The 21,386-nt window shown below is 43.1% G+C and carries 22 protein-coding genes; 16 read left to right on the top strand and 6 right to left on the bottom strand.

Going from position 1 to position 21,386, the window contains the following annotated elements; genetic code table 11:
- Positions 1–1,694: 1,694 nt before the first annotated feature.
- The gene (gene hetR / locus V7K67_RS14085) at positions 1,695–2,594 is read left to right on the top strand and encodes a heterocyst differentiation master regulator HetR (protein WP_179065514.1); all 900 of its coding nucleotides are present in this window, start codon (positions 1,695–1,697) and stop codon (positions 2,592–2,594) included.
- Between the two features lie 254 nt (positions 2,595–2,848).
- Positions 2,849–3,250 carry an IS200/IS605 family transposase gene (tnpA, locus tag V7K67_RS14080; RefSeq protein WP_335167015.1) on the top strand — a complete coding sequence of 134 codons (402 nt, stop codon included), beginning with the start codon at positions 2,849–2,851 and terminating at the stop codon, positions 3,248–3,250.
- 67 nt (positions 3,251–3,317) lie between these two features.
- Here the strand turns inward: tnpA and V7K67_RS14075 are convergent, their stop codons facing one another.
- Positions 3,318–3,956, bottom strand: a complete 639-nt coding sequence (locus tag V7K67_RS14075) for a hypothetical protein (protein WP_334732170.1) — start codon at positions 3,954–3,956, stop codon at positions 3,318–3,320.
- 460 nt (positions 3,957–4,416) lie between these two features.
- Here V7K67_RS14075 and rpsD point away from each other — a divergent pair, with 460 nt between their 5' ends.
- Positions 4,417–5,025, top strand: coding sequence for a 30S ribosomal protein S4 (gene rpsD, locus V7K67_RS14070; protein WP_012408407.1), 609 nt, complete (start codon positions 4,417–4,419; stop codon positions 5,023–5,025).
- Positions 5,026–5,091: 66 nt separating this feature from the next.
- Here rpsD and moaA read toward each other — a convergent pair whose 3' ends face one another.
- Complete coding sequence (gene moaA / locus V7K67_RS14065; RefSeq protein WP_334732169.1) at positions 5,092–6,078, bottom strand: GTP 3',8-cyclase MoaA; 987 nt, start codon at positions 6,076–6,078, stop codon at positions 5,092–5,094.
- Positions 6,079–6,240: 162 nt separating this feature from the next.
- Here moaA and V7K67_RS14060 point away from each other — a divergent pair, with 162 nt between their 5' ends.
- Entirely contained in the window at positions 6,241–7,272 is a 1,032-nt protein-coding gene (locus V7K67_RS14060; protein WP_334732168.1) for a hypothetical protein, read from the top strand.
- A 364-nt stretch (positions 7,273–7,636) separates the two neighbouring features.
- On the opposite strand, the gene V7K67_RS34395 is transcribed toward V7K67_RS14060, so the two are convergent.
- Both V7K67_RS34395 and V7K67_RS34390 read right to left on the bottom strand, forming a co-directional pair.
- A complete protein-coding gene (locus tag V7K67_RS34395; protein ID WP_442943832.1) occupies positions 7,637–7,816 on the bottom strand; it encodes a substrate-binding domain-containing protein in 180 nt (59 codons plus the stop codon).
- A 106-nt stretch (positions 7,817–7,922) separates the two neighbouring features.
- A complete protein-coding gene (locus V7K67_RS34390; protein ID WP_442943831.1) occupies positions 7,923–8,132 on the bottom strand; it encodes a helix-turn-helix transcriptional regulator in 210 nt (69 codons plus the stop codon).
- A 96-nt stretch (positions 8,133–8,228) separates the two neighbouring features.
- On the opposite strand from V7K67_RS34390, the gene V7K67_RS14050 reads away from it, so the two are divergent.
- Positions 8,229–8,411: an iron chelate uptake ABC transporter family permease subunit gene (locus V7K67_RS14050; protein WP_442943830.1), complete on the top strand. Its 183-nt coding sequence runs from the start codon at positions 8,229–8,231 to the stop codon at positions 8,409–8,411.
- On the opposite strand, the gene V7K67_RS14045 is transcribed toward V7K67_RS14050, so the two are convergent.
- A complete protein-coding gene (locus V7K67_RS14045; protein ID WP_334732167.1) occupies positions 8,395–8,580 on the bottom strand; it encodes a hypothetical protein in 186 nt (61 codons plus the stop codon). The two genes, V7K67_RS14050 and V7K67_RS14045, sit on opposite strands and share 17 nt — an antisense overlap.
- Positions 8,581–8,626: 46 nt before the next feature.
- On the opposite strand from V7K67_RS14045, the gene V7K67_RS14040 reads away from it, so the two are divergent.
- The 7 genes from V7K67_RS14040 to msrB all read left to right on the top strand — a co-directional run bounded on the left by V7K67_RS14040 (position 8,627) and on the right by msrB (position 16,836).
- On the top strand, positions 8,627–11,041 hold the full coding sequence (locus V7K67_RS14040; protein WP_335167012.1) for a TonB-dependent siderophore receptor: 2,415 nt from the start codon (positions 8,627–8,629) through the stop codon (positions 11,039–11,041).
- Positions 11,042–11,074: 33 nt separating this feature from the next.
- On the top strand, positions 11,075–11,287 hold the full coding sequence (locus V7K67_RS14035) for a hypothetical protein (RefSeq protein ID WP_335167010.1): 213 nt from the start codon (positions 11,075–11,077) through the stop codon (positions 11,285–11,287).
- A gap of 47 nt (positions 11,288–11,334) precedes the next feature.
- Positions 11,335–12,282: an iron-siderophore ABC transporter substrate-binding protein gene (locus V7K67_RS14030; protein ID WP_335167008.1), complete on the top strand. Its 948-nt coding sequence runs from the start codon at positions 11,335–11,337 to the stop codon at positions 12,280–12,282.
- Between the two features lie 51 nt (positions 12,283–12,333).
- Positions 12,334–13,386, top strand: coding sequence for a FecCD family ABC transporter permease (locus tag V7K67_RS14025; protein WP_334732164.1), 1,053 nt, complete (start codon positions 12,334–12,336; stop codon positions 13,384–13,386).
- A 244-nt stretch (positions 13,387–13,630) separates the two neighbouring features.
- The gene (locus V7K67_RS14020; protein ID WP_334732163.1) at positions 13,631–14,674 is read left to right on the top strand and encodes a FecCD family ABC transporter permease; all 1,044 of its coding nucleotides are present in this window, start codon (positions 13,631–13,633) and stop codon (positions 14,672–14,674) included.
- A 129-nt stretch (positions 14,675–14,803) separates the two neighbouring features.
- Positions 14,804–15,928 (top strand): alkene reductase, encoded by a 1,125-nt coding sequence (locus tag V7K67_RS14015; protein WP_335167006.1) that lies wholly within the window; start codon positions 14,804–14,806, stop codon positions 15,926–15,928.
- 494 nt (positions 15,929–16,422) lie between these two features.
- Positions 16,423–16,836 (top strand): peptide-methionine (R)-S-oxide reductase MsrB, encoded by a 414-nt coding sequence (gene msrB, locus V7K67_RS14010; protein WP_334707905.1) that lies wholly within the window; start codon positions 16,423–16,425, stop codon positions 16,834–16,836.
- A 548-nt stretch (positions 16,837–17,384) separates the two neighbouring features.
- On the opposite strand, the gene V7K67_RS14005 is transcribed toward msrB, so the two are convergent.
- On the bottom strand, positions 17,385–17,600 hold the full coding sequence (locus tag V7K67_RS14005) for a hypothetical protein (protein ID WP_334732161.1): 216 nt from the start codon (positions 17,598–17,600) through the stop codon (positions 17,385–17,387).
- A gap of 192 nt (positions 17,601–17,792) precedes the next feature.
- Here V7K67_RS14005 and V7K67_RS14000 point away from each other — a divergent pair, with 192 nt between their 5' ends.
- From V7K67_RS14000 to V7K67_RS13985, 4 genes are all read left to right on the top strand, one after another.
- Positions 17,793–18,014 carry a hypothetical protein gene (locus V7K67_RS14000; RefSeq protein WP_334732160.1) on the top strand — a complete coding sequence of 74 codons (222 nt, stop codon included), beginning with the start codon at positions 17,793–17,795 and terminating at the stop codon, positions 18,012–18,014.
- A gap of 114 nt (positions 18,015–18,128) precedes the next feature.
- The gene (locus V7K67_RS13995) at positions 18,129–18,374 is read left to right on the top strand and encodes a DUF7219 family protein (RefSeq protein WP_334732159.1); all 246 of its coding nucleotides are present in this window, start codon (positions 18,129–18,131) and stop codon (positions 18,372–18,374) included.
- Between the two features lie 444 nt (positions 18,375–18,818).
- The gene (locus V7K67_RS13990; RefSeq protein ID WP_334732212.1) at positions 18,819–19,634 is read left to right on the top strand and encodes an ABC transporter ATP-binding protein; all 816 of its coding nucleotides are present in this window, start codon (positions 18,819–18,821) and stop codon (positions 19,632–19,634) included.
- Positions 19,635–19,688: 54 nt separating this feature from the next.
- Positions 19,689–21,380 (top strand): amino acid adenylation domain-containing protein, encoded by a 1,692-nt coding sequence (locus V7K67_RS13985; RefSeq protein ID WP_335167003.1) that lies wholly within the window; start codon positions 19,689–19,691, stop codon positions 21,378–21,380.
- Positions 21,381–21,386: the final 6 nt, after the last annotated feature.

The raw sequence follows: 21,386 nt of genomic DNA, 5'->3' as shown, positions 1-21,386 counted from the left end.
GTTGGCGCTACGCGCCAACGTACCGATGCACGCGATCGCATCAATTGAGTGGTAACAAGCACAGATCAGTCGATAACCCGCAACTTGGGTTACTATAAAAGCAATCTTTTCGGCTATTGTTTGCGTAAGTCCTACAGATAAGTGAGTAGTAATCAGAATAACTTGACTTGTAATATATTTTTAGGGATTTAGCCTGATACAGGTAGGGAAAACACGTATATGTAAGCAGTATGAGTAGTACTGACTCCAGCAATTGAGTACGAGTACTTGCTCAGAGAGGAGATTTGCAAGGAGTTAACACCATTGCATCACATTTTGGAACTAGGAGATCCAGAAGTAGCAGAAATGTTTAAAGTGAACTGTTTTTTCAGCGTGGAGATGCCATTGAAACAACCAGTATTTATATACTACAAAAACCCCTGCAAGTAATGCGGAATTAAAATTTTCTCATTTCTATGCTCTTGTGTTTAGTGAAATGGTATCTTTATTTCTGTCGTTCTTTACTAGTTAATGCGGTCTGCGATCGCCCAAACACCCAAGAAAAAGCTTATCCTGCTTCTCTAGCAACAAACTATCTACGTAATTCAAGTCTCTCAAATATATAAAATAGCGAGGTAAAAACATACTTGAAAATAGGCAATGAATTAGTTAAACCATGAAAATTTAAAATTTTTTCATGAAAAAAATATAAATTAATTGAGAAAAAGTTTCTAAATAATAATCTTATGGAATTCAAGATGTCTTATTATATGTATGACTAGTAACTAATCTTTCGGTTCCTAGCACAAGCAACAAAGCCTTGCAGCTACGCGATTCAGTCGAAATCAATCGCAGCTTTCTGTGTCAGATTATCCGTACAAAAAGATAGATCGGACTTGAATTTAGGAGGAAACATGAAAATATCATCAAACCTTGATTTAGTCAGAATAGAAAGTATTTAAATAGCGTAATTTATGAAATACAGAACACATAACTTTATTCCGAAAGCAAAAAATAGTGATATGATGAGGAACAATATTTGAAAAACAACAGGTATTTTGAAATTGGAATTATTTGCTCTACTTGATGTCTATTATTTTCCCTCAAACCAACGGCTGATCATGCCGAGACATCACTGGAGGTTGTGACCGGTATGATAGTTCACAAAGAGCTATGTGGCTCAATCTCTAAATATGGCTACACCTGGTAAGCGATTTATTTTAGACCACTCCCAATTATCTCTAGTAACCTGTGTACTACAAATAATTCGCCAAAGCTGAAAAATCCATCTTTTACTAGTAACAGATATCCCAGATAAACCGCGCAAACTAGTTTTTACTCCGAGTCGGCATAGTGCCATAATTAGGTGTAAGCCGCTTGAGATTGTTGCTCTTAAAAGATGAAAAAAATCCAGAAAACTGAAAAGCTTTGTAGATTAATTTCAACATAGTTGACTTTTGGGAGATAAACCGCCGTTAACCTTGATTTGGTGGTGTCTGTAATTTTCCGGTTAGATGCAGAGACATTTATAGTCACAACGACCGAATCTGCTTTTGTACCAGAAAATATGCGAGAATTGTAGTTTGTGCTACCACCGATATCATCGTTATCGCATACTAATATAATCTGAAGTAAAGACAGCCTTCAGCCAGGTGTATACTACCTATTTTCACTCGATTAAAAATTTGTAAACGTGCTATTCAATTGTCTGTAATATGAGTAACGACATAGATCTGATCAAACGTCTCGGCCCCAGTGCGATGGATCAGATCATGCTTTATCTGGCTTTTAGTGCCATGCGGACGAGTGGGCACAGGCATGGGGCATTTTTAGACGCAGCCGCAACAGCAGCAAAGTGTGCAATTTACATGACCTATCTAGAGCAGGGACAAAACCTGCGAATGACAGGGCATCTGCATCACTTGGAGCCGAAACGAGTAAAAATTATTGTAGAAGAAGTCAGACAGGCATTAACAGAAGGCAAGCTGTTAAAAATGCTGGGTTCTGATGAACCCCGCTATCTAATTCAATTACCTTATGTCTGGCTAGAAAAATATCCTTGGCAACCGGGGCGATCGCGCGTTCCTGGTAGCAGTCTGACAAGCGAAGAAAAAAGACAGATAGAGCAGAAACTACCAAGTAATCTACCTGATGCCCAGTTAGTTAGCTCCTTTGAGTTTCTGGATTTGATCGAGTTTTTGCACAAGCGATCGCAAGAAGACTTACCACTCGAACACCAAATGCCTTTAAGTGAAGCTTTGGGTGAGCATATTAAGCGCCGTCTGCTTTACTCAGGAACGGTAACGCGCATTGATTCTCCTTGGGGAATGCCCTTCTACGCACTTACCCGTCTTTCTTACACCCCAGCAGACGATCAAGAACGCACTAACATCCTGGTAGAAGATACCGCTCGGTATTTTCGCATGATGAAAAATTGGGCAGAACGGCAACGAAACGCCATGCGCTTACTGGAAGAACTTGATATTCTCCCAGAAAAAATGGAGCAGGCTATGGAAGAATTAGATGAAGTTATCCGTGCCTGGGCAGATAAATATCACCAAGATGGCGGTATTGCAGTCATTTTGCAAACAGTTTTTGGCGAAAGAGAAGACTAGTACAAGAAGGCAAAAGTAAAAAGGCAAAAGTAAAAAGAAAGAAAGCTTATTTTTTCATTAGGGGTATAGGGGTATAAGGGTATAAGGGTGTATTGGCTCTGGTGCGTTGGACGAGGATTGAAACCTCGTCCAACGCGGTTGTACCAAGGGACGAGGCTTTTCAAGAGAGGGGTTGTAGGTGTTGCGTCTTTTTTCCCTACACCCCTACACCCGCTCCAACGGTGCTTGGTAAGCTTTCTGGCTATTTTAAATGGGTGGTTTATTTATATAATCATTACAATCACTGCTTAGGGTTAGCAACTGTTCACTTGGTCTGGATACCGTGTAGACGTAGGCGAGTATTTGCCAATAAGGAGGATTTGAAACTTCGTTGTATTCAAATTCTTAAGTCTGTCGCCAACGATAATAAGTGGGTGATTAAAGCTTTGAAAATTGCACCAGATCATGTACACTTGCTGGTAGAATATGACCCGCATCATTCAATTGCTCAAGTTGTGAAAGCATTCAAAGGACGTTCTTCAAGGTTCTTGAGAAAAGAATTTCTGGAATTATTAAAGCTTCCTAGTCTTTGGACGCACTCTTATATGTTTGATACAACTGGGAAAATTAGTACTCAAAGAGTTTTGGAGTACATCAATGACCCTCATCATGGCTGAATAAATTCAGCCGTTCGCTTATATCCCCCCTTTAGAAAAGGGGGGCTTTACGCATCACACTCGTAATTTAATTAGTGCGCGGCTGCGTTGGTACAACTGGTTGCGTTGGGAATGGCGTAGTCTCGATACTCGGACTTGACCCCGCAGGACTTAGAGTCGGAGGTGTAGATGAAGATGAAGCGCCAAGAACGCTGTCACTAGCATCGATACAAGTATCTAACACTTGGGTAGGGGGAAGGTCGATTTTACTACGCAACCCAACCACACACTGACCAAAACGCACAGGCAATAAACTACGACCACAGTAATTTAAGGCTTCTGGATTAACTGCTTCCTTAGTAATTGAGCTAACACCGACTACACAAGTAGCTAACTCCTCAGGACGGCGGGCCTTTCCACAAGAAGAAAGCGCATCTGTCGCGGCAATTTGGGTCTGCTTCTCAATCTTAACCACGCAAGCAGCCAAATCCCTGGGGCGCAGTGCCTTTGCACAAGCTGGTGATGCCGCTTCTGCCGTGACACCCACGCTTAAAAGTCCAGCGGCACAGACACTATAATCATTAGTGTAAGAGGCAGCAACAGCCACATTAGGCAAGATTGTTGTCAACCATCCAGCTACAGCCAAAACTGGTACTATTAAAATCCTAGAGGTGGAATTGCTTTGTTTGTTCTTAGCTCTATTAACCACTTTTTTGCTCATTGACATTGCCAATTCTCCAAACACCCAAAGTTATGCTAACTCAAATCTCTTAAAAATCCTCTGTAATCCAAGAATTTCGGCGGTAGTAAAGTATAGACATAATTAATTATGTCGAAAGTTGTGTTAATATAACTGTTTGAAAGATAAGTAGGCAACGTAAAAAGTATTTCAGAGTAAGAATACTGCGTAAACCAATCTGATGATTGAGTAGCCTACGAAACTAAATAAACACAAAAAACTTATTGGCAGGAGTACGGCGGGGCACGTCGGAATTCAAGCTTGGAAGCTAGTACGTCGGCTTTGCCGACTTAAAAAACTGGCGAAAAAAGATGCCTCTACATTGGTAGGATACGTCATACCAAGGCAAGCAGTTTCAAAAAACCAAGAATCCCCTGATTTTTAATCAGTGGAATGTCAAAATGGAATGTCTGAGTAAAGTTTAAACAGGATTAGATTAAGGAAACTCATGTCCCGATATAGAGGGCCACGCCTCAGAATTGTCCGTCGCTTGGGCGACTTACCAGGATTAACTCGTAAAAGCGCCAGACGCGCTTACCCACCTGGTCAGCATGGTCAGAACCGCAAAAAGCGCTCTGAGTATGCCATCCGTCTAGAAGAAAAGCAAAAGCTCCGCTTCAACTACGGTTTGACTGAAAAGCAATTGCTCCGCTATGTACGGAAAGCCAGACGTGTTACTGGTTCTACCGGACAAGTGCTACTGCAATTGCTAGAAATGCGCTTGGATAATACCGTTTTCCGCTTGGGTATAGCCCCGACTATCCCAGCGGCTCGTCAATTGGTAAATCACGGTCACGTAACTGTTAACGGTCGTGTAGTGAATATTGCCAGCTACCAATGCCGTCCTGGTGAAGTAATTGCGGTTAGGGATCGGGCACAATCCCGGAAGTTGGTAGAAGCTAACTTGCAATATCCCGGTTTGGCAAACCTCCCCAGTCATTTGGAGTTTGACAAAAATAAGTTGGTTGGTAAAGTCAACAGCGTTATTGAGCGCGAATGGGTGGCATTACAAGTTAATGAACTACTTGTGGTGGAATACTACTCACGACAAGCTTAAACAGTTAGGAGTTAGGAGTTGCAAGACGATAATTCCTAACTCCTCACTTTTAACTCCTAACTTTTTTCAGCCGCCAATTTGCGACATGGTGCGAGTATATGTACCCGTAACGCCAGAATCGCGCCCTTTAAAGTTAATTTCTGGCTTGATTCCGAGTAAATGTTTGACCTGTTTTTGTAATTGAGCGGTGCTGATACCAGAACGTAGGGCAGTTTTTAAATCTATTTGACCAGTTTCATTTAATAAACAGGGACGCAGCCAGCCATCAGCACTCAGGCGCATCCGATTACAACGATCGCAAAAACATTCTGACATCTGACTAATAAATCCTAGTGTCCCCTTCGCACCGGGAATTTGAAAGACATCAGCAGGACCATAACCACGAACTTGAGATTCTGTCAAGCCCCAGCGATCGCGAATGCATTCTCGTAAATCGGCTGAAGATACCCAACCGCGATCGCCAAATAAATGCACATTACCAATAGGCATAAATTCAATAAATCGAACGTGCCACTGTTTATCAATTGTCAGGGCGGCTAAATCGAGAACTTCGTGGTCATTAACGCCAGGAATCACCACCACATTCAGCTTCAGGGGGTCGAATCCGACTTGATGGGCAGCTTGAATGCCATGCCAAACTTGTTGCCAACGAGAACGCCCCTGATTACCAATAATTTGATCAAAAATGTCGGGATCAAGAGAGTCCAGACTTATATTAATTCGTCGCAAACCAGCATTGTAGAGGTTTTGTGCCATCGGAGCCAGCAAAAAACCGTTGGTAGTCATTGAGATATCTTGAGTTTGGGGGAGAGTTGCGATCGCACTTACCAAATCCACCACCCGCGGACGCAATAAGGGTTCACCCCCAGTCAAACGAAACCGATTAAAGCCGACTGGAATAAATACTTCTTGAATTAAGGTGAGCAGTTCCTCATCAGTTAACAGCTGTTGCTTGAGAATATAGTCCAGTTCTACTCCCTCTGGCATACAGTACTGACAACGAAAATTGCAGCGATCGATTAAGCTAATGCGGAGGTAATCTACCTGGTTCATCGTTTTATTTTTATTGTCTCTGATTAATTAAAGACTTTACAAAGGTGGTTTACTCCTTCCTCCTATATTTGTTGTAACTCAAAATACCGTACTCCCCCTTAAGTATGAGTCCACAGATTGTGGCATAATAAGCCGATCGCATCCACTAGTTAGTCATCAATCGTGCAAGACACCGACTCCATTAACGACCTTGCTGCTGCTCTACTACAGCCAGCCGATATCAGCTTTGAACTGCCCGATCCAGAAGATGAACAGATTCTAGAGTCAGATTTTCAACAGCAGCTAGAAATAGCTTGGCAGGTATGCGATCGCTTTGATTTGCAAACTGAAATCTGGCGGGGGCGAATTTTACGAGCGATCCGCGACAGAGAAAAAGTAGGTGGTGACGGACGCGGTACTGGCTTTCTGCGATGGCTAAAAGAGCGGGAAATCAGTAAAAGTCAAGCATACTCCTGGATTCAATTGGCGAATAGTGCCGATACTCTGATTGAAGACGGTAAACTTGACCCCGGATCTGTGAATAACTTCAGCAAACGGGCGTTTGTTGAAACCTCCAAAGCATCCCCAGAAGTGCAACAGATGGTGAGTGAAGCCGCCCAAAAAGGCGATCGCATCACTAGGCGCGAAGTGCGTCAACTCAGCGATGAATGGACAGCCATGTCCTCAGATTTATTACCGGAAGCAGTTAAAGAAAAAGCCGCAGATAACACCCTTCCTCCGCGCTACATCGCCCCTTTGGTGAAGGAAATGGAAAAACTGCCAGAATCGCACCAAAAGTTTATTCAAAAGGAAATAGCTGCCAATCCCGATGTAGATACCTTGAAACAGGTAACTACCGAAGCGCGTAACTTGGCGAAATATCTCAAAGGGGCCGCTCAAGTTCAAGCACTGACGAAGGAAGATGTTGATATTGAAACAGCCTTAGAAGAAGCGCAAAGAGTCGGCTGTTTGAGCATTGCTGCTGATTTGGTCAATCAAGCATCGCAAATTGAACAAACGATCGCTAAATTGTACATGACTTGGAAACGCATCGGGAATTTAGCAGATCGATTATATGTAGATACTGGGGCAAGTACACCTAACTTGCGATCGCTTCTCACTTGCTTAGAACCTCTGGGTGGTGAAATCATGGAATTGCAACTTAGTGATGCGACTGAACACACTATTCGTTTGCAAATTCAGGAGACGAGTTAGGGCAATACTGTTCGGTTAAGACAAGAGACGCGATGAATCACCGTCTTTACCATACTCAGTGAAACAATCCGCGAACACTATTTTCTTTGTTTTACCAAGCCCCTTCGGGGCGGGAACTCTTAACAGGGAACAGAAAAAAAATTAGCCCCGAATACAGGGTTTAAAGCCCCTAAATTTATTTATGAAAAGAGATAAAAATATTTGAAACGAGATGGCGTCAGCCACGATGTTTCAATGTGTCCTTGTACAAATCCCCTGATTTTAATTATGGGGATTTCCCTGTTGCCTGTTGCCCGTTCCCTGTTCCCTTTTAACCTCTATTTCTCCTTAACCGAGCAGTATTGCAGCAGGAGTTACCCCAAACTTAAATATTTGCTATGACTTCCCCAATCTTGCTGATGTCATAACCACCGAGAACCTCTAATTGCGATCGCACTAGCCGATGTCCCAAGATATTGAGAAACTGCTGTACTGGTGATTGTTCCAAGTATTCTTTGAGAATCACCAAGTCGTATCGCGCTTGATGTAGGGGAATAAATCCCAACCCAAAGGCAGCAGCTATAGATGCCTACTAATACCTGCATCAGCAATTCCTGACACTACAGATAAGGCAACATCTTGATGGTTGTGGGCAATATGGTCTAATCCTTTCACATTTGATCCCCAACCCGCGCCAGACTAACTCGCGATCGCTGTTGGTTAGAGGCTGATTCGGCAACAATGGCCTCAATTTCAGGTAAATCCTCCTCTAGCCAGAATAACTCTTCAACTGTGCAACCAAGTGCTTTAGCTAAACGCAGGGAAACGGTAACTGAAGGAGCATATTGTCCCGATTCCAGACCACCACTGACGGGTGACACCAGCGATATTAGCCAATTCTTGCTGGCTCATGCCCAAGCGAGTTCTAATTGACTTCAGGTTGTTGCAAAGATTCACGTCCAGTTTCATGAGTTTGTATGTATCTCTCCGTTGTAGCATTTCTAGGAGCATTGTTAGCAGCGATCGCAGTTTATTTCCTCGGTTCTCTGGGACAAGGGGGTACAACACCACTGAAGTTGACTATCGCTGGTGCAGCCCTCACCGCCTTAGTATCTTCAATTACGAATTATTCTAATCGGGGTTTCAAGGAGGTGAGTTAAGAGAAAGGTTTCTGCTACTTATTTGCTTGATTTCAACACCAGTGCTGTTTGTCAAAGTTTGATCACCAAAAATATTGGTAGTTGTTACCAACTGTTGGTATTGTTTTAAAAATATGAATGCCAAAAGACAAAGGATGATTCGTTCTGCGATCGCCCATATCTTTGGCATATTTTGTGGTGATTTCAAAGCAAATAGCGAATTGTAAGGAGTGATAGTGGCTTTGGAAAAATTATCTATCTTATTTTGGCGAAGTCTTTTATTTACTGCATCAATAGTAGCCTATACTCTTCCTGTTCGGGGTCAGGAGACACAAAATGCAATTGACAAACAACCATTACCCCAACAGACAGCAGTCAATCAAGTTGAAGCAACCCCAAAGATTCATAGTTTGAGTGATGTGCAGTCTGCCAAAACCAGTGCAACGTATTTACTCTTGACACCTAGAGAGAAGAACTCTGTTTCTCAAATAAGTCAAGCCACAACCAATGTCGTGTCAGTGACGGATGTGAAAGTAAATACCACCGACAAAGGAATAGAGATAATTTTAGTTACACCCAATTCTGAGAAATTGTCCGTTTCTAGGAAAACTGAAGGTAATTCTTACGTTGCAGATATCAAGAATGCCAAGTTACAGCTAGTGAGTGAGGAAGGTTTCAGACAAGAGAAACCAGTCACCGGTATAGCATCCGTAATAGTTACACCTATGGATGCAAATACACTGCGGCTAACAGTAACAGGGGATAAGAGTGCGCCAGTAGTAGAGTTGTTTGATAGCCAGACTGAGGGGTTGGTATTTGAGGTGAGTACTACTGCATCTACGGCGCAGCAACAAACAACTCCACAGGCAAGACCAACAACTACACAAAAGCAACCAGCCATCGAATTGGATGTAACTGCTCCTCCTGAGACTGGTTATCAAGTCAATAATACAAATGTAGGAACGAGGACAGACACACCATTACGTGACATTCCGCAAACAATTAATGTTGTTCCCAGACAGGTGATTGAAGACCAAGCATCGCAAAATCTTGGTGATATATTGAGAAATTTGGGAATAGGCAACGCCCAAGATACAAGCCGAGAAATAGACAGTGCTGTAATACGTGGCTTTACAGTTCGTAGTGATAACGGTACTCTCAACAATGGCTTGAGAGATGCGGAAGCAGGTAGAGCTTTTGGAAGCAACCTCAACAACATAGAACGGGTCGAGGTTCTCAAAGGGCCAGCTTCTGTACTTTATGGTCAACTACCACCGGGGGGTGCAATTAATCTAGTTACTAAACAGCCACTATCAGATCCTTACTACTCACTAGGCTTCAAAATTGGCTCTTATAGTGAATATGAACCATCGCTTGATTTCTCTGGGCCTCTGACAGCAGATAGAAGCCTCTTGTATCGGTTCAATGCTTCTTACAAAAATTCCGGCAGTTTTGTCGATTTTCAAAACATAGAGCGGATTTTTGTAGCACCTGTTATTACTTGGCAACCATCTAGTAGCACAAAGCTAACTATTGAAGGTGATTATCAAAACACACGACTTAATCCCGAACAAGGTCTGCCAACTGTGGGAACTTTACTGCCTAATCCAAACGGCAAGGTTCCTCGTAGTTTATATGTTGGAGAGCCAACTGTAGATGGAGCAAGGTATGTAAACGGTCGAATTGGCTACAACTTTGAGCAACGCTTGGGTAATAATTGGTCTTTGAATAATGCTTTTCGGTTTTCGTATGAAAACAACGTCTACTATAACTCTACAGGCGGCAGTTTAGGGAGTGACGATCGTACTTATACTCGTCGGGTTCAGTCCTTTTATCCATTTGTTGAAAGTAACTTTGCTCAAGATACTCATGTATTTGGTAAGGTTTATACAGGTAGCTTAGAACACAAATTACTCTTTGGTGTTGATTACACTCATAATGTGCTTTCCAACTTCGGAATTTACAATCGCACAATTGGTTCACTTGACATTTTTAATCCAGTTTATGGACAAATACCAGGCCCAACTCCTCCAAGAACTTCTCCTTACATAAAAATAATTAATGAGGATTTAGGATTTTATTTTCAAGACCAATTGTCATTAGCTAATAACTTGAAGTTAGTTCTTGGTGGACGTGAGGATTTTGTGTCTAATGGTAATTCTGCAAGTGAACAATCTGACTCGGCATTTAGTCCCCGTGTAGGCATTGTTTATCAGCCATTTTCATCCGTTTCTTTCTATACCAGCTACAGCAGTTCTTTTGAGCAACAGACTGGTGTTGATTTCAATAACAATATTTTCAAACCCACTCGTGGCTCGCAGTATGAAGTTGGGGTGAAAACAGATTGGCTTAATAATAAGCTTTCTGCAATTCTCTCTTTATACGATCTAACCAAAAGTAACATTCTAACTAGTGACCCCGATCCCGATCATGAGGGCTACAGTATCCAAATTGGTGAGCAGCGAAGTCGAGGTATTGAGTTGTATGTTACAGGCGAAATAGCTACTGGATGGAATGTTATTGGCTCCTATAACTATACTGATTCTAGTGTTACCAAAGACAACACTTATAAAGTTGGAACTCTACTTCCTGGAGTACCTAAAAATAGCGTTTCTTTATGGACAACCTACATAATTCCTTATGGTTCATGAAAAGGATTTGGGGGTGGTATAGGTATCAACTATGTGGGCGATCGCCAAGGAGATTTAGAGAACGACCTGACGTTGCCAAGTTATGTCACCACTGATGCAGCCGTTTATTACCGCGCTAACAAATTACAACTCGGACTCAACTTCAAGAACATATTTGACACTGTGTATTATCAATCAGGTGATACATCATTAGTTTATCCAGGCGATCCATTTTCTGTAGAGGCAACTGTGAAGTATCAGTTTTAAAGATTTGACACATCAATAAATTCATGAGACATAACAGAAGTATCGGGGTGAAAATAATATTCTTAGGATTCCTGGTTTTACTGCTATTAGGGAATTATAGTTGTGAAACTAGTCTCCCCAAAATTAGCAACCTAGACTATACCGAAACAACTCCTATCAATCCTAAACGGTTGGTAGTGTTGGAATCTGACTTTTTTGAAGATGTACTGGCATTAGGAATTATACCTGCTGGCGCTCCTAAAAAGAATGTCTCCTATTTACAGCAAATCCAAGGAATTTCACCAATAACTTGGCAGAATATTCAAGAGACGGGCGCACCTTGGTTACCCGTCAACTTGGAAAATATTCTTGCTATGAAGCCAGACATGATTTTGACTAGTAAATCTCGCCAAGAAATATATCCTCTGCTGTCGAAAATAGCGCCGACAATCCTGATTGACCCGAAAAGTGACTATCCAGACTGGAAAACTGTCTTTTATCTAGTTGCTGATGCTTTAAATAAGAAAGATAAAGCTATTGAGATCCTCACTGACTATCAAACCCGCTTGCAAAAGTTTAGAAAGGATATGGGAACTCGACTTGCCTCAACTCAAGTTTCCATCGTCTATCTAAAAACAGAAGGTTCGATTTTCCTGTTCAATAAAGAATTCTTCGGGGGAAAGATTGTTGAGAAAATCGGGTTATCACGTCCACCTTCTCAAACTGTGGATAAAACAATTATTGCCAGAATGTTTCCCGGCTACGGTTCAATTTACCTGATCTCATGGGAAAAGTTCAGTGATGCTGATGGCGATGTGATGTTTGTGGTCTCTGATGACATTAGGAAAGGAAATACAGCTTGGGAGCAAATTCGCACACAGCCGTTGTGGTCGAAATTAAAGGTTGTACAGCAGCACAAAGTTCATCAAGTTAATCTTTATTGGTTTGGCTCTAGCCCAATTGCCGCTAACCAAGTACTGAATGATTTGGAGAAATACGTCTTGTACCAAAACTAAAGCATAAACTAATGTCTGTAAATTAACTAATGGCTAAGTAGGAGATGAGCCTTGACTAGTAGTCAATCACAAATAGTAGTGCGATCGCTGAAGAGATTTTTGTTAAAGGGAGACTCTGGGCAAATATTCAAAGTAATACTAATATTACTACTGTTAACTTTTGCCATTTTAGTAATCAGCTTGAGCGTAGGTAGATATCCTGTCTCACTAGCAGATATTATCAAAGCTATTCTCGGTTTAAAAACCCAAGATCCACAGTCTCCTTTTGTAGTCATTACCCTGCGTTTACCCAGAGTCTTAATTGCTTGGTTAGTAGGAGCAAGCTTGGCAATTGCCGGCGCAATCATGCAAGGACTAACACAAAATCCTTTAGCCGACCCTAGTATTACTGGCGTGAGTATGGGTGCAGGACTTGGCGCAGTGATTGTAATTGTACTGTTCCCACAAGCTCCACCTTACGCTCTACACTTGGCTGCTTTGGGTGGAGGTCTTGGCATAGCAATACTTCTTTACCTATTAACTGGTATTGGTGAGAGGTCGGCTTTACGTCTGGTTTTAGTAGGAATATTGCTAGGTTTATCTGCACAAGCAATCACCACCTTATTACTTACCTTCGGTAAGATATACAACGTTAATCAAGCTTTGGTATGGATAGCTGGTAGTATTTCTGGTAAAAGCTGGCAGGATTTTTGGCCCTTGCTGCCTTGGACTACTGTATTTGGACTATTGGCAATACGGCAAGCGCGTGAACTCAATACTCTACAAATGGGTTTTTTCGTCGCTACTGGCTTAGGCAGTCGGGTGAAGTTGCAACATACCATACTACTGCTATTGAGTGTGGCTTTGACTGGGGCAAGTGTCGCTACAGTAGGTATGATTAGCTTTGTCGGATTAATAGCTCCGCATATTGCACGGCAACTGGTGGGGTCAATGCATGAAAAACTACTACCAGTAGCTGCCTTGATGGGAGGATTGATTTTGACTGAGGCAGATTTTCTTGCTAGAACTGTTTTCGCTCCGACAGAATTCCCCTGCGGTTTGCTAATTTCTGCTCTTGGCGGTCCTTACTTTTTCTATTTGATGTACCGTAATCGAAAAAGATGAATTCTGAGTTTTTTTCAAACAGCAGCATGATTTACGCTTTAGCTCAACTTCAGATCATAAGCTAATGAGAATTTAAGTTGCATAAAACCAACGCTGTTCGCAAAGCTTTCTCGTAGGGTAGCCCTTACTACAATCAACTCATTCTGGAAAAATGAATAACGATTAGGTTAAAGCAGTGGGATGAGCATTTAAATATAAAGCATAAAATACGTAATTTCCCTCAAAAACTTTTAGGAGAATATGAATGGTCAGTCCCACTCAAAGACTACCCCCAAAACAAAGATTCCGATGGCGTCATAGTCGAAAGCTTTGTATAGCGTTGGCATTGCTTGTACTTTTGCTAGGCATATTCGCTAGTTTAATTTATGGGGCCGCAGATATCCCTTTAAGCAGTATTCTTACAGCCTTCACAAGATTCGACGGCTCTACACAACACCTGATTATCTTGACAATGCGGCTACCACGACTGCTGACTGCGACTCTGGTGGGTGCAAGTCTAGCTGTAGCTGGAGCGCTCATGCAAGGATTAACCCAAAACCCCTTAGCCGAGCCAGGGATTTTAGGTATTGAATCTGGTGCTGCTTTGGCTGTAGTCATAGTTATATTTGGCTTCGGTATATCGTCCTCAACCTTAATTACTTTTGTCGCTTTGTTTGGAGCTTTAGTGGCCGCACTTACAGTCTACTTTCTTGGTTCTTTAGGGCCTGGTGGAGCGACCCCGCTCAACATTACTGTTGCTGGAGCTGCCCTGACTGCTATGTTGTCTTCAATTACCGCAGGCGTACTCATTCTCAGCGACCGAGCCTTAGAAGAAATTCGTTTTTGGCTAGCTGGTTCTCTCGCAGGTCGAGACTTCAATTTATTTTTGACCGTAATGCCTTGGATGGTAGTCGGGCTTTTGACCGCTTTTGCTTTAGGCAGACAACTCAACGCACTCAGTTTAGGCGAAGCGATCGCTCAAAGCTTGGGTCAACGAACTGCTAGAGTCAAAGTTATAATTACCATTACTGTAGTCATATTAGCAGGTACTTCAGTTGCATTAGCTGGCCCAATTGGCTTTATTGGACTGGTTATGCCACACATAAGTAGAGGCATTGTTGGCTTAGATTACCGCATTGTTTTGCCGTTTTCTGCCCTACTGGGAGCGTCTATGCTAGTCTGGGCTGACTTGGGCGCACGCTGGATACTCCGACCCCAAGAAATACCAGTCGGTATAATTATGTCGCTGTTAGGAACGCCCTTTTTACTTTACCTGGTGCGGCGGCGGATGAACCGTAAACAGCAGTGAAATTTTATCTAAAAATGAATAGAAATAGATTTCCTAATCATTAAACGACAAATGAACCAGAAATACTGCCAATCCGAGTAACAAAAGACAACGCCGATTAAAACTGAAAAATTGTGTAATGACTACTCTATGATCGATAACCAAAATACTTTTACACCTGTTGATATCAATTTATTCTCTCCTTACAAACTTGGCAATCTGGAATTGCCTAATCGCATGATTATGGCCCCTTGTGGTCGTGGTCGTGCAGGTGTCGGAAATGCACCTGTCCAACTCAATGCTATCTATTACGCCCAACGTGCCAGTGCTGGACTAATTATTGCAGAAGCAACCCAAGTTTCCCCATCTGGGGAAACTAACTATCCCAACTCACCAGGCATTCATTCCCTTCAACAGGTGGCTGGTTGGAAGTTAGTAACCGATGCTGTACATGAACGAGGTGGAAGAATTTTCCTGCAACTACGACACTCAGGACGTATTTCTCACCCTGACTTGCAACCAAACGGTGCATTACCTGTTGCCCCTTCCGCGATCGCTCCTACAGGTAACGCAATGACTCCTTCTGGCCTCAAACCTTACGTCACTCCTCGTGCAATGGATACTTCCGAAATTCCTGGTATTATTCAACAGTTTCGTCAAGCGGCAGAAAACGCTCTCAATGCTGGTTTTGATGGAGTTGAGGTTCACGGCGCACATGGCTATTTACTAGACCAGTTTCTTCGTTCTGGTACCAATCAACGTACTGACAAGTATGGTGGTTTGATTGAGAATCGCGCTCGTTTACTGTTAGAGGTGATAAATGTCGTGATTGGTGTCTGGGGGAAAAATCGTGTAGGAGTAAGGCTTTCTCCCAATGCCACACTTTGTGATATGCATGATTCTAATCCTCTGGAAACATTTGGCTATGTCGCCACTGCAATCAGTGACATTGGTTTAGCTTATCTGCATTTAACTGAGGAAATGGCAGATTTTGGACGCGAACATACTACTGTGCCAACCAGTTATATCCGCGATCGCTTTTGTGGCACATTAATTGTTAACGGTGGTTATAATCAAGAACGAGCTAATGCTGTGTTAACAAGTCAAAAAGCAGATTTAATTTCATTTGGCAAGTTATTTATCGCCAATCCAGATTTGCCACGGCGGTTTTTATTGAATGCACCACTAAATCAGATTGATCCTACGACATTAGGAGGCGCTGGAGAGAAGGGGTACACAGACTATCCGTTTTTGACTTCAATTACGAATGACTGAGCGTAAACTACTCAAATGAGCGATAATTAATTTAGGGGTATACCGCCATTACCTTTAAAGAGCATACCCACTGACTTATGAATAAGAAGATATCACAGACGCCTAAAACTTAGCAATAAGCAAGGGTTAATGACATTCTTTTTGAGCCTATTGATAATACGCTTTGCTTATTGACATGATGTGGCCACCCTGGTATGTGAACGGGGTATTTTATCTTAAACCTAAGTGGCATAAACGTTTTGGGCTAATCGTTTAAATCTTTGTGAAAAATCCGGGATTAAGGGTTTGGGCTTTACAAGCGTGCCATTTGGATTTGAGAGTTATCTCTTGGTGACGACCGAGTAAGTTAGCAGATGATGAAAAGGCGATGCCTACGGCAGCAAGCTACGTTTGGTTGGGCTACGCCTGCGCTAAATAGTATCCTTATAATTAGGCAAAAATATCTAGTTATATGCGTTAAATTTAACCTAACGTGTTAGTTTTATGAGGCAGTTATGACAACTCCAAATAGTGAGTTTGAAATCACCAAAACTGAAGAAGAGTGGCGTGCAATTTTAACGCCAGAACAGTATGAAGTAATGCGTCAACATGGAACTGAACGCGCTTGCACTAGCCCACTTGATAAGCAAGATACTGAGGGTACTTATATATGTGCAGCTTGTAGTTCACCACTTTTTACATCTAATACTAAATTTAGCAGTGGTACAGGCTGGCCTAGTTTTTTCGCTCCCATAGAAGGGGCAATTGGTACATCTATAGACAAATCATATAATATGACCAGAACTGAAGTGCATTGTCGTCGCTGCGGTAGTCATCTAGGTCATGTATTTGGCGACGGTCCTGCCCCTACTAGTCAACGCTACTGCATGAATGGGATTGCTCTCAAGTTTATTCCTGAGCCAGACTGACTTTTATAAGTAAAAAGTAAAAAGATAATCCCCATAAATAAATTTAGTGGATTTGATAAGGACGTATTCTTTCTCTCTACGAGACGCAATCATGCGAACGCGGCACTTTCCACGACGCTCGTTCGCTCTTAGCGTCTCCCCTTCTCACATTGGGAGAGGCTAACGCCAAGGGAGAAGACTCGGCTTAGCTGCGCTATCGAAACAAATGTTTTTACTTCATCTATTACATATCTATCAAGGGCGATCGCTTACCCTCGTACTGCCAATACTCATTTGTCATGAAAACCTGATGTTCTCAATCATCTAGCCGCATCAATATTCTGATTAAGTTTTTAATTCTTGACTGTGCAACCACTAGACCCTCTCATCCTTCTATATTGAATGGCACTAAGAAAAGGGAAAATCGTTGAGGCAGCAGGGGTGCTCTTGTGCGGAGGAGCAGGGGAGAAAGAAGAAGTTTTAAGCATTGCGTTCGGATATTTAAAAATTCCCCTCTGCGCCCCTGCCCCCCTGCTCCTCTGCAATCCTTACGCTGCATACCCTTCAGCTTAACTTAGTGCCATTCCTTCTATATTAAGGGTTTGCGCCTTACAAGCGTGCCATTTTGACTTGACGATTTTCTCTTCATGACGACCTAGTGAATCAGCAAATGATGAAAAGGCGATGTCTAAATTGGGCTGCCCTGATGCTAAATCGCATTCCTGAATGTTAAAAATGTTGGCGATATGTATGATATACTTGCTAAAAATCAGTGGAATTGTCAAAAAACTAATATACCTGACAAAAAAACGGCAAACACTAGAAAAGCTTGCTATTACGCTGGCTAGTTCAGTTTGTCCATTGCAGCTTTTTCTAACGGAGAGATATATACAACCTCATGAAACTGGACGTGAATCTTTACAACAACCTGAAGTCAATTAGAACTCACTTAGGTATGAGCCAGCAAGAATTGGCTAATGTCGTTCAGCGAGTTGCAATTTGCCAAGAGCAGTGCCGTATATTTATTGAGAACATCCAGGAATCATAACTCTGTTCTCAAAATCAGCCAAGCAACAATTCCTGTCGTGTCGTCAGTCACAGATTTTCGTGTGAACACTACGAAGCTTCCTACAAGTCGCGATCGCATTTTTTATGGTGAACCATTAACGCTACAAGGCATAATTTCGTGGGAGTTTTGACAGCGCAAGAGTGGAATGACACCCTTGAAAAATTCATTATTCCCAAATTTTGAGGTTTGATTTTACCCATAGAATTTTTCCGCTACATTTAAACCTCATGGGTACCATATTCCTATGAATAAAAACTCAGATTTTCTTTCGGAAATATGTGATTTTCTTGATCTACGTAGTTCATATTATGGACAATTCAAGACAGAGTATTTGGCATTTAATGCACATCTGCAAGAGTTTTCACAACGGGTAAACTACATATCTAGTCTGCAAACTGCTGGGAAAATTTCTCCAGAAGAAGCTTATAAACAAATTCACCACATTTGGAAGCAGTTAAAATCTGCTAAAAAATCACTATTAAATAGCTAGGGTGGGAAGAGTATACACTACCTTGCCCTATGATCGCGATCCTCTGGGAAAGTACTGATGTATGTTTACCCAAGTCTTTTGTCAGAGTTTCTTTACCAAGTGCAGGACTAAGTACCCAATATTATTGGTAATATATCATCGCAATATGATTTACATATTTATCCTAAAGGGCTATTCACCAAACAGAGGACATTGCTAGACAACTAGTACCACCACTGGACAGATAGCCAGCTTAAGCGAAAGCTATGTTTTGAGAATCACGACACCTATAGTGTCCAATAAATCAGCGATTAGAGGAATACCGATCGCTAACTTGAAGGAAATTCTTGGTATGTGATGACTCCACAATTAAAAAAAGAAAGCCATCCGCCAGCAGAAGCCGCAAAGCGTCCACACATGCCATTACATACTTTCAGACCAATTATCCAAAAATCAGAAAGCCCTATGGAGAACACAGTCCTTGAAACCCAACATCTGAGCCTCGCTTACGACGGCAAACCCGTCATATTCGGTCTTAACCTGTTGATTCCCACAGCACAAATTACTGCTCTAGTCGGCCCCAATGGCTGTGGTAAATCTACTCTACTGCTGGGTTTGGCTAGATTACTCAAACCCCATATTGGTACTGTATATCTCAATGGCGCTGATATCTTTCGACAGTCAACAACCAAAGTTGCACAGCAACTCGGTATTCTCCCTCAAGGCCCATCTGCACCAGAAGGATTGACTGTGCGAGATTTGGTAGCCCAAGGTCGTTATCCATATCAGCATAATTGGTTTCAATCTTGGACGGCTGTTGATGAGCTTCAAGTCCGCAAAGCATTAACAACTACAGACCTTAACGAATTAGCTAATAGAGCCGTAGATACCCTCTCTGGTGGACAGAGACAACGTGCTTGGATAGCTATGACTTTAGCACAAGATACACAAATTTTATTATTGGATGAGCCGACTACTTTCTTAGATTTAGCGCATCAAGTGGAGGTGCTGGAATTACTGTGGGATTTGAATCAACTTGAGGGACGGACAATTGTCATGGTGTTGCATGATTTGAATCAAGCGTGTCGTTATGCTCATCACTTAGTAGCTTTACGCGATGGCGCTGTTATGGGTTATGGAAATCCAGCAGATGTAATGACAGAAGAAATGGTACAGGAGGTGTTTGGATTAGCTTGTCGAATTGTACCAGATCCAGTAACGGGTAAACCTTGGTGTGTTCCTTTGGGTCGGGATCGGTATCATCCAATCCAAGATCCATAAACCCCCGTTTCTGCCTAGTTTAAAGACTTTTTCTGACATCGAACTCAAGTTATTATGAGCAAGTTTTATATTCAAATTGATACGAGAAAGCTGATTTTAGTTGATGCTCAAGCAGACTCTTCATCTTCAAGTAGTACCCAGTTGCCCGATGTACACAGTCTGCGTGCCGGCTTCCTTCATCATGCTGATCGCCTCCCCCACCACGCGGCCTTGACCCTCGGAAAACGTATCTATACCTATGCTGAGGTCGCCGACACGGCTCGTCGCTGGGCCGCGTGCCTCGTCGCCGCTGCCGAGGGTCGCCCTCGCCGCGTCGGTATCTTCGCCTACCGCAGTGAAACCTCATATCTGGGAGTTCTAGCCAGTCTGTTTGCAGGTGCGGCGTTTGTCCCATTGAACCACAAGTTTCCTCTGGAGCGCACACGCGCTATGATCGAGCAGGCTGACCTAGATGCTCTGCTTGTTGACAACGAGTCGTTGCCGCAGCTCCCTGAGTTACTATGTGGATTGCCGCACCAGCTAGCGATCCTTTTGCCAGCTACAAATGGACAGGAAGTGCGAAGTACGCTGCATGGACTGGTGTTTGATCGCCAGGATCTCGCAAAAACTTCGCCTTTATCGACGCTGCCAGCGATCGCACCCGATGATTTAGCGTACCTTCTCTTTACTTCAGGCAGCACCGGAACTCCAAAGGGAGTACCCATCACCCATGCTAATGTTCGTGCCTTCTTAAACGTGAACCTGGCGCGTTACGGGCTAACACCTGCTGATCGACTCACTCAGACCTTCGACCAAACCTTTGACCTATCAGTGTTCGATCTTTTCATGGCGTGGGAGAGTGGTGCCTGCGTATGTTCGATGCAACCGATCGAACTTCTTGCACCCTTCCGCTTCCTTGAAGAACATCAGATCACGGTGTACTTCTCGGTTCCCTCGGTTGCAGCACTCCTAATTAAACGTGTAGCACTGACTCCCGGCAGTATGCCGACCTTGCGTTGGAGCCTCTTCTGTGGCGAAGGACTACCCCGCCCGATCGCAGAGGCTTGGCAGGCGGCTGCTCCGCAATCAATCATTGAGAATCTCTATGGGCCAACAGAACTCACCATTGCCTGTGCAGCTTATAGGTGGAATTCCGTAACTTCGCCTGCGGAATGCGTACACGATCTAGTTCCCATTGGTGAGGTATACCCCGGTTTGTCGCCCCTGGTGGTTGATGCCTCACTTCGTGAGGTCGCACCAGGCGAAGTTGGCGAACTCTGTGTATCGGGGCCCCAGACCTCGCCTGAGTACTGGCGTGATCCAGAATTGACAGCTAGGTGCTTCTTTGAAAAACCAACATCGGCGGTAACGACCCGCAGGTACTATCGGACAGGGGATCTCGTCATCCGTAGAGGAGATCATTATGTTTACCTCGGTCGCAGCGATCAGCAGGTAAAGGTTAGTGGGTATCGGATTGAGCTTGGCGAAATCGAGGCAGTTCTCCGTCGTGTGGGCTGCATCGAGGCGGTTGCGCTGCCGTGGCCCGACGAACACCACCCGGACTTCATTGTTGCCGTCGTTTCTGGAGTTGCTGATTCGTCAAAACTGGGCGAGCTTGCAGCACAGTATCTGCCGAACTATATCATGCCACGTTCAATTTTCATCCTTGACGATATGCCGCTTAACGGCAACGGCAAGGTTGACCGCAAAGCGTTGCGACAATGGCTCAAAGAACACTTAACTCATGAACCTAATCGTCAAGGATGAATACTG

It is taken from the genome of Nostoc sp., assembly GCF_036917155.1.
GTDB lineage: Bacteria > Cyanobacteriota > Cyanobacteriia > Cyanobacteriales > Nostocaceae > Nostoc.
The sequence above is the reverse complement of the archived record's forward strand: the minus strand, read 5'-3'. Positions and strand labels throughout refer to the sequence as shown.

Bases quoted from the DNA above. Each gene is read 5' to 3' on its own strand.
- hetR (WP_179065514.1), top strand. From the start codon at position 1,695: ATGAGTAACGACATAGATCTGATCAAACGTCTCGGCCCCAGTGCGATG.
- V7K67_RS14075 (WP_334732170.1), bottom strand. From the start codon at position 3,956: ATGTCAATGAGCAAAAAAGTGGTTAATAGAGCTAAGAACAAACAAAGC.
- rpsD (WP_012408407.1), top strand. From the start codon at position 4,417: ATGTCCCGATATAGAGGGCCACGCCTCAGAATTGTCCGTCGCTTGGGC.
- moaA (WP_334732169.1), bottom strand. From the start codon at position 6,078: ATGAACCAGGTAGATTACCTCCGCATTAGCTTAATCGATCGCTGCAAT.
- V7K67_RS14050 (WP_442943830.1), top strand. From the start codon at position 8,229: ATGTATCTCTCCGTTGTAGCATTTCTAGGAGCATTGTTAGCAGCGATC.
- V7K67_RS14045 (WP_334732167.1), bottom strand. From the start codon at position 8,580: ATGCCAAAGATATGGGCGATCGCAGAACGAATCATCCTTTGTCTTTTG.
- V7K67_RS14020 (WP_334732163.1), top strand. From the start codon at position 13,631: ATGGTCAGTCCCACTCAAAGACTACCCCCAAAACAAAGATTCCGATGG.
- V7K67_RS14015 (WP_335167006.1), top strand. From the start codon at position 14,804: ATGATCGATAACCAAAATACTTTTACACCTGTTGATATCAATTTATTC.
- msrB (WP_334707905.1), top strand. From the start codon at position 16,423: ATGACAACTCCAAATAGTGAGTTTGAAATCACCAAAACTGAAGAAGAG.
- V7K67_RS14000 (WP_334732160.1), top strand. From the start codon at position 17,793: ATGTCGTTCAGCGAGTTGCAATTTGCCAAGAGCAGTGCCGTATATTTA.
- V7K67_RS13995 (WP_334732159.1), top strand. From the start codon at position 18,129: ATGAATAAAAACTCAGATTTTCTTTCGGAAATATGTGATTTTCTTGAT.
- V7K67_RS13990 (WP_334732212.1), top strand. From the start codon at position 18,819: ATGGAGAACACAGTCCTTGAAACCCAACATCTGAGCCTCGCTTACGAC.
- V7K67_RS13985 (WP_335167003.1), top strand. From the start codon at position 19,689: ATGAGCAAGTTTTATATTCAAATTGATACGAGAAAGCTGATTTTAGTT.